At 68.3% G+C, this 14,813-nt stretch carries 17 protein-coding genes; 8 read left to right on the top strand and 9 right to left on the bottom strand.

Annotated elements, in window-relative coordinates; all coding sequences use genetic code 11:
* A partial coding sequence (locus A5698_RS29865; RefSeq protein WP_156670715.1) for a transposase occupies positions 1–313 on the top strand: 313 nt, incomplete at its 5' end.
* A 123-nt stretch (positions 314–436) separates the two neighbouring features.
* On the opposite strand, the gene A5698_RS15540 is transcribed toward A5698_RS29865, so the two are convergent.
* Positions 437–1,234 carry a thioesterase family protein gene (locus tag A5698_RS15540; protein WP_068298507.1) on the bottom strand — a complete coding sequence of 266 codons (798 nt, stop codon included), beginning with the start codon at positions 1,232–1,234 and terminating at the stop codon, positions 437–439.
* A gap of 67 nt (positions 1,235–1,301) precedes the next feature.
* Positions 1,302–2,189 (bottom strand): RecB family exonuclease, encoded by an 888-nt coding sequence (locus A5698_RS15535; protein ID WP_068298500.1) that lies wholly within the window; start codon positions 2,187–2,189, stop codon positions 1,302–1,304.
* Between the two features lie 74 nt (positions 2,190–2,263).
* On the opposite strand from A5698_RS15535, the gene A5698_RS15530 reads away from it, so the two are divergent.
* Positions 2,264–3,097: a tRNA (adenine-N1)-methyltransferase gene (locus A5698_RS15530; protein WP_068298498.1), complete on the top strand. Its 834-nt coding sequence runs from the start codon at positions 2,264–2,266 to the stop codon at positions 3,095–3,097.
* Positions 3,098–3,107: 10 nt separating this feature from the next.
* Here the strand turns inward: A5698_RS15530 and A5698_RS15525 are convergent, their stop codons facing one another.
* From A5698_RS15525 to A5698_RS15515, 3 genes are read right to left on the bottom strand one after another with little or no spacing between them, the layout of a single operon-like run.
* A complete protein-coding gene (locus tag A5698_RS15525) occupies positions 3,108–3,404 on the bottom strand; it encodes a DUF503 domain-containing protein (protein ID WP_068298496.1) in 297 nt (98 codons plus the stop codon).
* A gap of 7 nt (positions 3,405–3,411) precedes the next feature.
* The gene (lppK, locus tag A5698_RS15520) at positions 3,412–3,957 is read right to left on the bottom strand and encodes a lipoprotein LppK (protein WP_197506790.1); all 546 of its coding nucleotides are present in this window, start codon (positions 3,955–3,957) and stop codon (positions 3,412–3,414) included.
* A gap of 7 nt (positions 3,958–3,964) precedes the next feature.
* A complete protein-coding gene (locus A5698_RS15515) occupies positions 3,965–4,456 on the bottom strand; it encodes an MTB12 family secreted protein (protein WP_068298493.1) in 492 nt (163 codons plus the stop codon).
* A 145-nt stretch (positions 4,457–4,601) separates the two neighbouring features.
* Between A5698_RS15515 and arc the strand changes: the two genes are divergently transcribed.
* Both arc and A5698_RS15505 read left to right on the top strand, forming a co-directional pair.
* Positions 4,602–6,440: a proteasome ATPase gene (arc, locus tag A5698_RS15510; protein ID WP_068298487.1), complete on the top strand. Its 1,839-nt coding sequence runs from the start codon at positions 4,602–4,604 to the stop codon at positions 6,438–6,440.
* Between the two features lie 12 nt (positions 6,441–6,452).
* Positions 6,453–7,079, top strand: a complete 627-nt coding sequence (locus A5698_RS15505) for a hypothetical protein (RefSeq protein WP_068298484.1) — start codon at positions 6,453–6,455, stop codon at positions 7,077–7,079.
* A 9-nt stretch (positions 7,080–7,088) separates the two neighbouring features.
* Here the strand turns inward: A5698_RS15505 and A5698_RS15500 are convergent, their stop codons facing one another.
* Positions 7,089–8,231 (bottom strand): hypothetical protein, encoded by a 1,143-nt coding sequence (locus tag A5698_RS15500; RefSeq protein WP_068298510.1) that lies wholly within the window; start codon positions 8,229–8,231, stop codon positions 7,089–7,091.
* Between the two features lie 45 nt (positions 8,232–8,276).
* A complete protein-coding gene (locus tag A5698_RS15495; RefSeq protein ID WP_067085267.1) occupies positions 8,277–9,446 on the bottom strand; it encodes a hypothetical protein in 1,170 nt (389 codons plus the stop codon).
* A 40-nt stretch (positions 9,447–9,486) separates the two neighbouring features.
* On the opposite strand from A5698_RS15495, the gene dop reads away from it, so the two are divergent.
* The 4 genes from dop (at position 9,487) to prcA (ending at position 12,913) form a co-directional block, all read left to right on the top strand.
* Entirely contained in the window at positions 9,487–10,983 is a 1,497-nt protein-coding gene (gene dop / locus A5698_RS15490; RefSeq protein ID WP_067085269.1) for a pup deamidase/depupylase, read from the top strand.
* 93 nt (positions 10,984–11,076) lie between these two features.
* On the top strand, positions 11,077–11,271 hold the full coding sequence (locus A5698_RS15485) for a ubiquitin-like protein Pup (protein ID WP_003887572.1): 195 nt from the start codon (positions 11,077–11,079) through the stop codon (positions 11,269–11,271).
* Entirely contained in the window at positions 11,268–12,173 is a 906-nt protein-coding gene (prcB, locus tag A5698_RS15480) for a proteasome subunit beta (protein ID WP_067085271.1), read from the top strand. Before A5698_RS15485 ends, prcB begins: the two co-directional genes overlap by 4 nt.
* The gene (gene prcA, locus A5698_RS15475; RefSeq protein ID WP_068298480.1) at positions 12,170–12,913 is read left to right on the top strand and encodes a proteasome subunit alpha; all 744 of its coding nucleotides are present in this window, start codon (positions 12,170–12,172) and stop codon (positions 12,911–12,913) included. Before prcB ends, prcA begins: the two co-directional genes overlap by 4 nt.
* On the opposite strand, the gene A5698_RS15470 is transcribed toward prcA, so the two are convergent.
* Positions 12,914–13,801 carry an alpha/beta fold hydrolase gene (locus A5698_RS15470; protein WP_067085275.1) on the bottom strand — a complete coding sequence of 296 codons (888 nt, stop codon included), beginning with the start codon at positions 13,799–13,801 and terminating at the stop codon, positions 12,914–12,916.
* A gap of 20 nt (positions 13,802–13,821) precedes the next feature.
* A partial coding sequence (locus tag A5698_RS15465; RefSeq protein ID WP_231967422.1) for an alpha/beta hydrolase occupies positions 13,822–14,813 on the bottom strand: 992 nt, incomplete at its 5' end.

Below are 14,813 nucleotides of genomic sequence, written 5' to 3'. Positions count from 1 at the left end.
GCCGCGACTGATCGCCCCCGGCAAAAGCCGCGAGGTCCACCACGACGCCAAACACAACCCGGCCCACGGGCCGCCAGCGCCGGATCTGTCACCGCTAGATGCCATGCGCCACAAGATGCGTCAACCCGAGAACGCGAAAGCCTATAAACGCCGCTCAGCCACCGTCGAACCAGTCATCGGACATCTCAAAGACCAAATCGGCTTACGCCGCTTCGCCCGCCGAGGACTCCAAGCCGTCACCGCCGAACTGCACCTGGCCGCCGCCGTACTCAACCTCACCCGCCTGCACCACAAAGCCCTCGCCCTGGGGTGAACACCCCGATACCCCGACACAGCACTCACCACTCACCAGACCCACCGGTCACCACTCACAAAGCGCAACAGCCACCCGGTGTCGGCAATCCAACCCCTCAAGCCGTGGGCCGAGGGGCGGCGGTCACGGGCGGCGTTGCACCAGGAGCGTCTGCGCCGAGGTGCCGATGAACCCCTGCCGGTCGAAGAGTTCCGCGGTGGTCACCCCGATACCGTCCGGGCCGATCGAACCGCGTGCCCGCACCGCGAAGTCGTCGCCCGCCGGCAGGCGATGCAGATGCACCGTGGTGTCGGTGTTCATGAACACGAAAGCCTCGGGATCCAATGCTGCGCCGGCACCGTTCGCGCTGTCGACGACCATCGCCAGCCGCTGCAACGCCGTCGTCGGCTCCGAATCGACAAGCGGGACAAGCGGACTCATCCATACCACGTTGCCGGTCTCACCCGTCTCCGACTGGCGCCGCCAGCTCACCGTCTCCAGGTAGCCCTTGGCGCCCACCCAGCCGTGCGGCACCTCGGCGGCGTCGCCCTCGACGATCGGGGGATAGCGATCGGTCGCGGCGTCGGCGGTGTCACTGGTCACCAGCAACCACGCCGTGACGCGCGCGACCACCCGTTGCCCGCCGTCGGGCCGCGTCTCCGACATCTCGGCGGCCATCATTGAGATTCGCTTACCCGGCCGTTCCACCCACGCCCGCACCCTTACCTGCGCGACCGGTATCGCGCCCAGGATGTCCAAAGTCAACCGGCCGACGCGCAAGTCCGAATCGCCGGCCAGCTCTTCGATCAGCCGCGTCATCAACGCCAACGGCGGTGAGCCGTGCTGGATTTCGGCATCCCAGTTGCTGCGGGTGCCGTCGGTGGAGTCGAAGACCTGGTAATCGCCGTCGACCCCGACACGCCGGTACAGGCATTCGATCATGCCTCGGCTCCCGCTCCCTCCGGTCCTCGCTGCGCTGCGATCCTCGCTCGCGGTCGCCTTCGGGCGATCACGCCGCAGACTCCGCCGCCCGCATCACAATGTCCTCGGCCGTCGGTGATCCCTCGTCGGGCACCTCGGGCCATCCCGGATACGGCGGCGGCGTACCGCCGAACACCGGGCAGTGCGCATGGTGGGCACACCAGTCGCACATCGCCGATGGCTGCGGACGGAAATCACCTGTGGCCCCGGCGTTCTGGATGGCTCGCCAGATGGCCATCAGCGTCTTTTCGAACCGCAGCAGCTCCTCGTGGTCGGGCGTGTAGTCCAGGATCTGTCCGTCGGCCAGGTACAGCAGCCGCAGCCGCGTCGGCAGCACACCGCGCGACCGCAGCAGTGCCACCGCATAGAACTTCATCTGGAACATGGCCTTGAACTCGGCCAGCGCCCGCGCCTCGGGCGGCGCCTTACCGGTCTTGTAGTCGACCACCCGCATCTCACCGGTAGGGGCGACGTCGATGCGGTCGACGAAGCCGCGCAGCAGCGTTCCGTCCTCCAGCTCGACCTCGACACGCTGTTCGCAGCCCTGCGGATCGAAACGCGTGGGGTCCTCGAGCCGGTAATAGCCGGCCAGCAGGTCGCGCGCCTCCGTCAGCAGCGTTGCTCGCACCTCCGGCGCGAACTCGTCGGCGATGCCCGGCCGCTCGGCCGCGATCCGCTCCCACGCCGGCTCGACGAGCGTCAGCGCGGTCTCGCGCCCGCGCTGTGCGGCCGGCAGCGTATACAGCTGCTCGAGCGCGGCGTGTACGACCGAACCGCGAACCTGGGCAACCGACGACGGCTCGGGAAGCCGGTCGATCGCCCGGAACCGATACAGCAGCGGGCACTGCTTGAAGTCCGCGGCCCGCGACGGGGACAGCGCGGGGCGTCGCATCTTCTGCTCGCCCCGGTCGGTCATGACGTCAGCCTAAGACCGGTGTCCGACAACCCCGGCCACCCACGGCGGCGCGTCTACTGGCAGGCTGAAGTGCTGTGCCAAGAACCGGTCCGTTCGCCGTCGGCGATCGGGTGCAGCTCACCGACGCCAAGGGTCGTCATTACACGATGGTGTTGACGCCCGGCGGGGAGTTCCATACCCATCGCGGCGTCATCGCGCTCGACACCGTGATCGGGCTGCCCGAGGGCAGCGTCGTCAAATCGACCAGCGGCGACCAGTTCCTCGTACTGCGGCCGCTGCTCGTCGACTACGTGATGTCGATGCCGCGCGGCGCGCAGGTGGTCTACCCCAAGGACGCCGCGCAGATCGTCCACGAGGGCGACATCTTCCCCGGCGCCCGGGTTTTGGAGGCCGGTGCCGGCTCCGGCGCGCTGACGTGTTCGCTGCTGCGGGCCGTCGGGCCCGAGGGGCGGGTGATCTCCTACGAGGTCCGCGACGACCACGCACACCATGCCGAGCGCAACGTCGCGACGTTTTTCGGTGAGTCCCCGGCGAACTGGGAGCTGGTGATCGCCGACCTCACCACCTACGCCGGTCCGGAGGTGGACCGCGTCGTCCTCGACATGCTCGCGCCCTGGGAGGTCTTGGGCACCGTCGCCGACGCTCTCGTCGCCGGAGGCGTGCTGATGGTCTACGTCGCGACGGTCACTCAGCTGTCGCGGGTGGTGGAGGCGCTGCGCGAGCAGCAGTGCTGGACCGAGCCGCGGGCTTGGGAGAGCATGCAGCGCAACTGGCACGTCGTTGGTCTGGCCGTCCGTCCGCAACACACGATGCGCGGCCACACAGCGTTTCTGGTCAGCGCGCGCAAGCTGGCACCGGGCGCCATCGCGCCCCTGCCGGCCAGGCGCAAGCGTCAACTCGGCACTTGAGGGCCGGTCGCTACTCGTCGGTGCTGCGGCGCAGCCCGCGCCGTGCCGACAGCAGCTCGAACTCCGGGCGCGCGGCCACCAGACGCTCGGCGGCGTCGAGCACCTCGACCACGTGCCCGTGGTCCGCAGACACCAGCGCCACGCCGACATTGGCCCGTCGGTACAACTCCTGAGCGCCGGTCTCGGCCGCCGAGACGGAGAAGCGGCGATGCAGTTCGGCGATCACCGGCCGGATCGCGGAGCGTTTCTCCTTGAGCGAGCGCACGTCGCCGAGCAGCAGATCGAATTCGAGCCAACCGATCCACATCGACGGCTCACGGCGTCGGCGTGGGCGTGGGGACCGGACCGAGCTGCAGCAGCTGGTCGGTGGTCGACCGGGTCAGTTGCCAGTGGTCGTCAGCGAATCGGAACTGCATCGGGAACGTGAACTCGCCCGCCTGCGGATTGGCGGTCTTCACGGTGACGATCGCCTGCACGACGCCCTTGGCGCCGTCGGCCCACGTGAGGTCCCTGGCCTCGAAGGTGGCGGGGGAGTAGCCGCCGTCGCGCAGGGCGATCGCGAACTTGTCCATCGATTCGCCGTCGGCGGGTGTCGCGTTCTCGATCAGGTTGAGCTTCTCGGGGCCGGGGATGTTCGCGTCGGCGATACGGCCCAGCACGTCGGTGAGCGCCTCGGGAGGCGGCAGGGGCGCCAGCGTCGACGCCGGGTCCGGCGGCTGCACCGTCGGCGATGTGGTGGCCGGCGGCGGTGGTGGTGGCTCGTTCCCGGCCGGGTGCTCATCGGCGCCACATCCGCATAGCCCGAGCGCCGCCGCAAACGCGACGGCGCTCAGGACTGCGAAACGGTTGGTGCGACGCACCGGGCTCCTACCCGACGGCGGACAGCAGCGCCATGAGCGACTGCTTGGCCATCTGCCAGCCGGTCGGGCTCGGGCCCGGCACGAACTGGATGTTCTGGCTGGCCGACGCGCCGGTGGCGGCGGTCGCGGTGACATCGGCCGACACGACGGGGCCGTTCTGGTCGATGTTGGCTACCGCGAAGCTCAACGGGAACTTGCCTTCGGCGGCCGCCTCACGAAGCTTGGTGTCGGCGACGCGACTCTCGATGCGTCCGATGCCGCCCTGGATGTAGGGCGCCTTGCTCGCGGCCGTGCCGGATGTACCCAGCGCCTGCAGCGTCTGCAGCAGCGGACCTTCAAGGTCAGGGGCCGGAGCCTGCGGCATCGGGACGTCCCAGACGACCGGGGCGACGGTCGGTGCGGAGGCCACGTTCGAGGATGCAATGGAAGTCACACCTGCCGCGGCACCTCCGACGACAGCAACCGCTGCGACGCCGGTAACGAGGGCTTTCAGGGTCACGATTTTCCTTTCGATCGGCCCAACACATCAGAGAGGTTAACAGTGGTGCAGGTGTGTCAAATTGCTACACCGCACACAAAGCCTGAATCGCCGGTAGCGTTGAAGTTGTTACTGCACCAACTCTCGGTGCGGGGAGGGGCGCAACATGAGTGAATCAGAGCGTTCTGACGCTTTCCCAGAGGGTTTTGACGCCCGTGGATCCGGCTTGTCCAGTGAGGACGCGGCAGAGCTCGAGGAGCTCCGCCGAGAGGCCGCGATCCTGCGAGAGCAGTTGGAGAACGCGGTCGGCCCCCAGAGTGGTTTACGCAGTGCCCGAGACGTACATCAGCTCGAGGCACGCATCGACTCACTCGCCGCCCGCAACGCCAAGCTGATGGAGACCCTCAAGGAGGCCCGTCAGCAGCTGCTCGCATTGCGCGAAGAGGTTGACCGCCTGGGGCAGCCGCCGAGTGGTTACGGCGTGCTGCTGGGCGTGCAGGACGACGACACCGTCGACGTGTTCACGTCCGGGCGCAAGATGCGCCTGACGTGCTCGCCGAACATCGACACCAAGTTGCTGAAGCAGGGCCAGACCGTCCGCCTCAACGAGGCGCTGACGGTCGTCGAGGCCGGCAACTTCGAGGCGGTCGGCGAGATCAGCACGCTGCGCGAGATCCTGTCCGACGGGCACCGCGCGCTCGTGGTCGGCCACGCCGACGAGGAGCGCATCGTCTGGTTGGCCGAGCCGCTGGTGGCCGCCAGCGACCTGCCCGACGGCTACGAGGACGCGACCGACGACAGCCGGCCCCGCAAGCTGCGCCCGGGCGACTCGCTGCTGGTCGACACCAAGGCCGGATACGCCTTCGAGCGGATCCCCAAGGCCGAGGTCGAGGACCTCGTGCTCGAAGAGGTGCCCGACGTCAGCTACAACGACATCGGCGGCCTCGGCAGGCAGATCGAGCAGATCCGCGACGCCGTCGAGCTGCCCTTCCTGCACAAGGAGCTGTACCGGGAGTACTCGCTGCGCCCGCCCAAGGGTGTGCTGCTCTACGGTCCGCCCGGTTGCGGTAAGACGCTGATCGCCAAGGCGGTCGCCAACTCGCTGGCCAAGAAGATGGCCGAGGTGCGTGGTGACGACGCCCGCGAGGCGAAGAGCTACTTCCTCAACATCAAGGGTCCGGAGCTGCTGAACAAGTTCGTCGGCGAGACCGAGCGTCACATCCGGCTGATCTTCCAGCGCGCACGGGAGAAGGCCTCCGAGGGCACCCCGGTGATCGTGTTCTTCGACGAGATGGACTCGATCTTCCGCACCCGCGGCACCGGTGTGAGCTCCGATGTGGAGACGACGGTTGTGCCGCAGCTGCTTTCGGAGATCGACGGTGTCGAGGGGCTGGAGAACGTCATCGTCATCGGCGCCTCCAACCGCGAGGACATGATCGATCCGGCGATCCTGCGCCCGGGCCGCCTGGACGTGAAGATCAAGATCGAGCGTCCGGATGCCGAAGCGGCGCAGGACATCTTCAGCAAGTACCTCACCGAGGACCTGCCGGTCAACGAGGACGATCTGGCCGAGTTCGGCGGCGACCGGTCGCTGACGATCAAGGCGATGATCGAGAAGGTCGTCGACCGGATGTACGCCGAGATCGACGACAACCGCTTCCTCGAGGTGACCTACGCCAACGGCGACAAAGAGGTCATGTACTTCAAGGACTTCAACTCTGGTGCGATGATCCAGAACGTCGTCGACCGGGCCAAGAAGTACGCGATCAAGTCGGTGCTCGAGACCGGCAAGAGGGGTCTGCGGATCCAACATCTGCTCGACTCGATCGTCGACGAGTTCGCCGAGAACGAGGACCTGCCCAACACCACCAATCCCGATGACTGGGCACGCATCTCGGGCAAGAAGGGCGAGCGGATCGTCTACATCCGCACGCTGGTCACCGGCAAGTCGTCGAGCGCCAGCAGGGCTATTGACACCGAGTCGAACCTGGGCCAGTACCTCTAGCCCCGTCGCGTCATGTCAGACGACGACCTGTCGACCACGGGCGATGTGTTCGGCAAGCGGTACGGCGAGGTATTGTTCGTCAAGACCACGCCGTCGGGCGCGGAAGCCACGGTGTACAACACGTTTCCGCTCAACGACTGTCCAGCCGAGCTGTGGAACGCGCTCGACGCGAAGGCCATCGCCGAAGAGAACGGTGCGGTCGCCGCACTGCTCAACGGGCCGCGCTACTGGCTGATGAGCAGCATCGGCAAGCGAGGCCGGGAGACGTTGGAGCGCAGGAGCTTCGGCGATATCGAGATGCTGCGGCAAGCCACCGTCAAGCTCGCGTCGATGAACCCGGCCCCGTATCAGCTGAACCGCGTTGACCGGAAGGCCGTCTTCACCTTCGACGCCGGCCGGGAGATCTACGAGTTGGTCGATCCGGACGGGCGGCGCTGGGTCATGCAGACCTACAGCCAGACGGTCGACCCGTCGCTGTCGCTGAGCGACCTTCCCGGTCTCGCCGCCAGGTTGTCACTGCCCGACGGCTGGAGCTATCAAGCGCGTACGCCGAGTGCGCCGCTCGTCGTCGACACCGCCACCGAGGACGCCTGCGTGACGCAGGACGACCTGGCGAACAGTTACTCGTTGCAGACGTAGCCGCGGCGGTCAGCGGGCGGGCTCCATCGTCAGGTACGCGTCGCGACCGGCCAGGCTGACCGCGACGTCGGCGATCAGCGGGTCGAAGAAGCGCTCCCGGTACAACGGGTCCACGCTGGTGCTGACCGTGAAGTACAGCCCCGACAGCACGGCCACGAACAGGGATACGTGCACGATCGTCTGAGGAACCGGCACGTGCACCCCGAACCACGTTCCCGGACACGGTGGTTGACCGACCGGGCAGGTCTCCTCCGACGACCACAGCACCGCGACGTCGTCGGGCACCGCGACTATGCCGAGCGCGAGGAAGAACGCGAACAGGCCCGTCGTGAAGAAGACCACCTGGATCGTCTGCGAGAAGACCATCACCGCAACGACATTGACCTGCTCGGCCAGCGACAGCGGTGTGCGCGACAGGCGCGTCCCAGGCTCGACGGCCAACGGTGTGCCCTCGAGCAGCTTGGCCGGATCGTCCTGTTCGGCGCGATCCTCGCGCAGCGAGCGGACCTCGTCGCGAATCGTCGTGACCACGAAGATCAGCGCGACCAGGGCGAGGAATCCGATTGTCTGCCACAGCCGTTGACGCGGCATCCGCGCGGCCAGCTGCCACAGCTCACCGGTGAAGTACACGACGACGGTCAGCATCAACAACGGCAGCGCGCGGCTCATCAGGGTCCCGAGCGCCCCGAGTTGCACCCACGCGAATCGCAGCGCCCACAGCACGATCGCGCCGATACCGAGGTAGGTGAACCACACCGCGAGCACGGCGACGACGGCGAAACCCGCAGCCTCCGCCGCCGCGATCCCGGAAAAGCCGCTGGCGGCGAACGGAAGTCCGAAGACGAACACCGCCATCACCACCAGCGCCGCTGACCTGCGTCCGGCTTCGCTGAGCGTGGTGCCGATGCGGTGCAGCAGGTACAACGCGAACGGCGCTGCTACCAACAGCGCCGTCAACACCCCCAGCCGGATGACGTAGCCGATGTCGCGGTCGTCGCCGGTGAGGTCGGCCAGCAGCATCGTCAGCGAGATCGCCGCGCCCACGCCGCTGACCATCGGGGCGGAGCGCTCGATCAGCGAGCCGGAGCGGACCCGTCGGGTGAGAACCAGCGGCAGCCCGCGGTGCAGGAACCACTCGTGCACCCGACGCATGTCCGACACGGGCTCATTGTGCGGGAAACGGGCTGTCAAACCCGCTCACCGCGCCGCAACGGCGGCCCGGTAGCGGTTACGGGCGGTCAGCGTGAGGCGCAGATCGTCGACCAGAGGGGCGATGAAGCGGTCGTGATAGGCGTCGTCGCCGACCGCACGCGCGCTGACGTACATGAACGTCAACGCGCCGAGAAACAGCGTCACCTGGATGAGGGCATCGGGAACCGGGATCGTCATGCCGAGGAACTGCCCGTCACTGGAGCCGTTGCGCGTCCACGCCGCAAGCACTTCGGGGGAGAGCAGGATCATCCCCAGCACGAGGAACAGCAGCGCCGTGACCGCCGCGACGACCATGATGTGAGCCAGTTGCGATGCGGCGAGCACGAAGTACACGTTGAATCGCTCGGCGCGGCTGAGCGGCTTCACGTCCGCTGGATCCGGCATGGCCGCGAACGGTGTGTCGTCCAGCCTGGCGGCGTGCCCCGGGTCGGGTTCGGCGGCATTCACCATGGGGCGCAACCGATCCACGATCACCGACACCACGAACGCCGCCGCGATCGCGGTGAGGAACCACAGCGCCAGCCACAGCCGGGCGCGCGAGATCGTCGCCGCCATCAGCCACACCGGCGAGTTGAAGAACACCAGGAACGTCAACAGCAGCACAGGCAGCGCGCGCAGCAGCAGCGAGCCCGCCGCGCTCAGATGCGCCATCGTCACCCGCGCGGCCCAGCCCAGAATCGAGCCGACGCCAGACGCGGTGAGCGCCAGGATCGCGACGATGGAAACCGCAACCCACACAAGGTTTCGGGACACATACGGGCCCGGGCCGCCGAACACCCCGCCCAGCAGCGCGACGGCGACGGCGATCGCCGCGGCCGCCAGCCGACCGCGCTGCGTCGCGACCCGGGACACCCACCAGCCGACGGTGACCGCCGCCGGCAGCACCAAGACCAGCAGCGCCAGGACGAACCATTCGCCGCGTGTCGGCCGGCCGTCGATGTCGATCGCGTGCTGACCCGTCAACGACACCACCGCGATGGTGTTGGCCATCAGCACCGCGAATCCGGCCAGGGCGGGCGCCGAGCGCGACCACAGCTGGCGGACCGACCGGCTGGGCCGCAACACCGCGGGCAGGCCGTGGGTGAGGAACCAGCGTTCGGCGGCCTGGCGTTGGGCCGCGTCGAGGCGGGGGAGATCCGCTGGATCGGATGGCACGGTCGCAGGCTACTTTCCGCCGTCACCTAGGCTTGACGACATGCAACGGATTATCGGAACCGAGGTCGAGTACGGCATCTCGTCGCCGTCCGACCCGACCGCGAATCCGATCCTGACCTCCACCCAGGCGGTACTCGCGTACGCCGCGGCGGCCGGGATCCAGCGGGCCAAGCGCACGCGCTGGGACTATGAGGTGGAATCGCCGCTGCGCGACGCCCGCGGATTCGATCTGAGCCGCTCGGCCGGCCCGCCGCCGGTCGTCGACGCCGACGAGGTCGGCGCTGCGAACATGATCCTCACCAACGGCGCGCGCCTGTATGTCGACCACGCCCATCCCGAGTACTCCGCACCCGAGTGCACCGACCCGCTGGACGCCGTGATCTGGGACAAGGCCGGCGAGCGGGTGATGGAGGCCGCCGCCCGCCACGTCGCCAGCGTCCCGGGCGCGGTCAAGCTGCAGCTCTACAAGAACAACGTCGACGGCAAGGGCGCCTCCTACGGCTCGCACGAGAACTACCTGATGAGCCGGCAGACGCCGTTTTCCGCGGTGATCGCCGGACTGACCCCGTTCCTGGTGTCGCGCCAGGTCGTCACCGGTTCCGGGCGTGTGGGCATCGGACCCTCCGGCGACGAGCCCGGGTTCCAGCTGTCGCAACGCTCCGACTACATCGAGGTCGAGGTCGGCCTGGAGACGACGCTCAAGCGCGGCATCATCAACACCCGCGACGAGCCGCACGCCGACGCCGACAAGTACCGCAGGCTGCACGTCATCATCGGCGACGCGAACCTGTCGGAGACCTCGACATACCTCAAGCTCGGTACGACGGCGCTGGTCCTCGACCTGATCGAAGAGGGCATGGACCTCAGCGATCTCGCCCTGGCCCGGCCCGTGCACGCGGTCCACGTGATCAGCCGGGACCCGTCGCTGCGCGCCACCGTCGCGCTGGCCGACGGCCGTGAGGTGACCGGCCTTGCGCTGCAACGGATGTACCTCGACCGGGTGGCCAAGCTCGTCGACAGCCGCGACCCGGACCCGCGCGCCGCCGACATCGTCAAGACCTGGGCCGAAGTGCTCGACCTGCTGGAACGCGATCCCATGGAGTGCGCGGAGATCCTGGACTGGCCCGCCAAGCTGCGGCTGCTCGAGGGTTTCCGGCACCGCGAGAACCTGGGCTGGTCGGCGCCGCGGCTGCACCTGGTCGACCTGCAGTACTCCGACGTCCGCCTGGACAAGGGCCTGTACAACCGCCTGGTGGCCCGCGGGTCGATGAAGCGATTGGTGACCGAACAGCAGGTGCTGGACGCGGTCGACAACCCCCCGACCGACACGCGCGCCTACTTCCGTGGCGAGTGCCTGCGCCGCTTCGGCGCCGATATCGCGGCCGCCAGCTGGGACTCGGTGATTTTCGATCTGGGCGGCGATTCGCTCGTCCGGATCCCCACCCTGGAACCCCTGCGCGGCAGTAAGGCGCACGTCGGAGCCCTGCTGGACTCGGTGGACAGCGCCGTGGAACTGGTAGAACAGCTTACGAACTAAGCGCGCTATCGCAGGCAATCCGCGCGGCGACCGGTAATGTGGAGTCACGGCGGGCAGCAGTGAGCCCGCCGACAACTTACGCAGGAGGCAGCGATGGCTCAGGAGCAGACCAAGCGTGGCGGTGGTGGCGGCGAGGACGACGACCTCACCGGCAGCACGGCCGCCGGGCAGGAGCGTCGCGAGAAGCTGGCCGAGGAGACCGACGACCTGCTCGACGAGATCGACGACGTTCTCGAGGAGAACGCCGAAGACTTCGTTCGCGCATACGTACAGAAGGGTGGACAGTGACCTGGCCGCAACGCGATCAGCTGGCCTTCCCGTCACCACTACCCGGCGCTCCGTCGGTCCCCGTGGACCTCTCGTCCTTCTCTGAACTGCTGCGCCGCCAGGCGCCCGAACTCCTACCCGCCCACCGCGCCGCCCAGTCGGGCGACGCCCATTCCGACTTCGCGCCGCACGGCACCACGATCGTCGCGTTGAAGTTCCCCGGCGGCGTCGTCATGGCCGGTGACCGCCGCGCCACCCAGGGCCACATGATCGCCAGCCGCGACGTGCAGAAGGTGTACATCACCGACGACTACACGGCGACCGGCATCGCCGGAACGGCGGCCATCGCCGTCGAATTCGCTCGGCTATACGCCGTCGAACTCGAGCACTACGAGAAGCTCGAGGGCGTCGCGCTGACCTTCCCCGGCAAGGTGAACCGGCTAGCGACCATGGTGCGCGGCAACCTCGGCGCGGCTTTGCAGGGCTTCGTCGCTCTGCCGCTGCTCGCCGGCTACGACGTCGACGATCCGAATCCGGAAGCAGCGGGCCGCATCGTGTCCTTCGACGCGGCCGGCGGCTGGAACTTCGAGGAAGAGGGCTACCAGTCGGTGGGCTCGGGTTCGATCTTCGCCAAGTCGTCGATGAAGAAGCTGTATTCGCAAGTGAGCGACGGGGATTCGGCACTGCGGGTGGCGATCGAGGCGCTCTACGACGCCGCCGACGACGATTCCGCGACCGGCGGCCCCGACCTGGTGCGGGGTATCTACCCGACCGCGGTGATCATCGACGCCGACGGCGCCGAGGAGGTCTCCGAGCAGCGGATCGCCGAATTCGCCCGTCAGGTCATCGAAAACCGTTCGCGCGCTGACACGTTCGGCCCGGACGCCGTCCACCGTTCGACCGACGCGCGGGGAGATTCGTGAGCTTTCCCTATTTCATCTCGCCCGAACAGGCGATGCGTGAGCGTTCCGAGCTTGCGCGCAAAGGTATCGCCAGGGGACGCAGCGTCGTGGCGCTGGCGTACGCCGACGGCGTGCTGTTCGTCGCCGAGAACCCGTCCCGCTCGTTGCAGAAGGTGAGCGAGCTCTACGACAGGGTCGGATTCGCCGCCGTCGGACGGTTCAACGAGTTCGACAACCTGCGACGCGGCGGCATCCAGTACGCCGACACCAGGGGTTACGCCTACGCCCGCCGCGACGTCACCGGCCGTCAGCTGGCCAACATCTACGCCCAGACGCTGGGCACGATCTTCACCGAGCAGGCCAAGCCCTACGAGGTCGAGTTGTGCGTCGCCGAGGTCGCCCACTACGGCGAGACGAAACCCCCGGAGATGTACCGCATCACCTACGACGGGTCGATCGCCGACGAGCCGCACTTCGTGGTCATGGGTGGGACGACCGAGCCCATCACGACCGCGCTCAACGACTCCTACACCGAGAACGCCAGCCTGCAGGACGCGGTGAAGATCGCCATCGACGCGCTGCACGCCGCGGGCAACGGCGGCTCCGAACAGCGCGTGCTGGGGCCGTCGACGCTCGAGGTGGCGATCCTGGACGCCAACCGGCCACGACGGGCGTTCCGACGCATCACCGGGTCGGCTCTCGAAGCGCTGCTGCCGGAAGCGGAGACGCCCGCCGACAACTCCGACACCGCCGGGGAGTAGTCAGCCCGCGGCCGGCGCCGGTCGGGCCCGGATGAGGATGAGCTCGGCGAACTGCTCGGGGCACTCCAGCGGGGTGAAATGCCCGGCGTCATAAGCGAAGTGCAGGTGCACGTCGCTGAAGTAGTGCCCCAGCCGGTCCGACCACTCGGCGGGGAACAGCGGATCGTGGTGCGGCCACACCACATCGGTGGGCACGTGGATCTTGATGGCCCGTTCGGGCGGTAGTTCGGTCAGCGATTGCGCGATCATCCCGGCGCCCGCCCGGTACCACGCGATCGACGCGGTGAACGCGCCGGGCAGTGCGTAGTCGGACACCAGCCGCTCCATATCGTCGTCGGAGACGGCGAAATTCGGCCCGGACCAATGCGTCCAGAAGTGCCGCAGGTAGTCGCGGACCAGATCGGGATTTCCGTCGAGCAGCTGTCCGGCCAGCGGCAGTTGGTGAAACGCCTGATACCAGAACTCGCTCTGTGCCTTGGCCGTCAGGACGCGGTCGCCGGCGCCGGGTAGCGGCGGGGACAGCACCAGCGACCGCACGAGGTCCGGCTGCATGCGGGCGACGCTCTGCGCGACGCGGCTGCCGACGTCGTAGCCGGCGAGCACCACCTCGGTCAGTTCCAGCTCCCTGATCAGGCCGATGACGCTGCCGGCCTGCGCGGTGGCGCTGTAGAAGTGCCGGATCGCGACGGCGTGCTTGTCCGAACCACCGAATCCGCGCAGGTCCGGCACGATGACATCGGCGGCGTCCCCGAGCAGCGGAACCACGCGGCGATAGTCCTGCCGGTTGCCCGGCCAGCCGTGCAGCAGAACCACGGGCGGCGCGCCCTTGGTGCCGAACCGGTCGTAGGCCAGCCGGAACCCGTCGACGGGGGAGCTGCGGGACCACACCGGCTTATTCTGGCCAGATCTCAACCCGGTTGTCGTGAGGTTGCGCGATCCCTGCCGATATCGCCGGTGATCACCCCGAGGATCGCCCGCCACGCGTCTGACGAGGCGTTGAGCACGTCGGAGTGGGCGCCCGGTCCGGCCATCGGCCTCCCGTCGTCGTAGCGGCCGGCGGGCAACCGGATCACGCCCGGCATCTCGTCGGGGTCGGCGCCGTGCGGGCCGCCCGGAATGCCCTGCACCGCGGCGATGAAGTCGCCCGGCGGCGTCATCGAGAAGCGCAGCACGTGCGGGTTGCGGTTGTGCCAGTCGCCGGGGTCGTGGACGCCGACGCCCGCGCCCGCGGCCGCCACGTACAGCGTGCGGTCTGAGGTCATGCCCAGTGCCTCCGCGGTGCCGACGATGGACCCGCCGTAGGAGTGGCCGATCACGGTGACCGGGATGCGCCGGCGGGTCGAGTCCACTGTGCGGTCGACGTCCTCGCTGAACGCGACCAGTCGCGGCGCCATGTTCAGCGCGTATCGCGGGTCGGCCGCGTTCGCGAGGCCGCTCACGATGTTGTCGCCGCGCGGGAACGGTCCGCCGAGGTAGGTGATGGCGGCGACGTCACCGCGGGTCGCCGAGACGAACCGGCGGGCAGTCGTGGCGTTGGCGGCCGATCCGGTGATGGTCGTGTTCAGCCCGGGCACCAGCACCGCGACGCTGGACGCCGACGCGACGTCGCCGTGCAGTTCGATCAGAGATCCCCGTGCGGGATCGAAGCCGAGGAGCTGACGGTCGAGGCGGCCGTGTTTGCCTGCGGGGTCGTCGATCTCACCGAGCAGGTCGGCAACACCGACGGCGTGCCGTGGGAGATGCGGGTTCAGGCCAACCGCACCAACGTCGCGCAGGCCGTGCTGCGCGAACCCGACCCCGAACGCCTTGCGGTGTACCAGGAGCTGCTCGGTGAGATCGACGACCCCGCAGGCAAACACGGCCGCCTCGACCGTCAGCTCCTCGGCTTCGATCCCGCACG

Source organism: Mycobacterium sp. E136 (assembly GCF_001666865.1).
Lineage (GTDB): Bacteria > Actinomycetota > Actinomycetes > Mycobacteriales > Mycobacteriaceae > Mycobacterium.
This window is presented reverse-complemented; position numbering and strand designations above follow the sequence as displayed.

Bases quoted from the DNA above. Each gene is read 5' to 3' on its own strand.
- A5698_RS15540 (WP_068298507.1), bottom strand. From the start codon at position 1,234: ATGATCGAATGCCTGTACCGGCGTGTCGGGGTCGACGGCGATTACCAG.
- A5698_RS15535 (WP_068298500.1), bottom strand. From the start codon at position 2,189: ATGACCGACCGGGGCGAGCAGAAGATGCGACGCCCCGCGCTGTCCCCG.
- A5698_RS15525 (WP_068298496.1), bottom strand. From the start codon at position 3,404: ATGTGGATCGGTTGGCTCGAATTCGATCTGCTGCTCGGCGACGTGCGC.
- arc (WP_068298487.1), top strand. From the start codon at position 4,602: ATGAGTGAATCAGAGCGTTCTGACGCTTTCCCAGAGGGTTTTGACGCC.
- A5698_RS15505 (WP_068298484.1), top strand. From the start codon at position 6,453: ATGTCAGACGACGACCTGTCGACCACGGGCGATGTGTTCGGCAAGCGG.
- A5698_RS15500 (WP_068298510.1), bottom strand. From the start codon at position 8,231: ATGCGTCGGGTGCACGAGTGGTTCCTGCACCGCGGGCTGCCGCTGGTT.
- dop (WP_067085269.1), top strand. From the start codon at position 9,487: ATGCAACGGATTATCGGAACCGAGGTCGAGTACGGCATCTCGTCGCCG.
- A5698_RS15485 (WP_003887572.1), top strand. From the start codon at position 11,077: ATGGCTCAGGAGCAGACCAAGCGTGGCGGTGGTGGCGGCGAGGACGAC.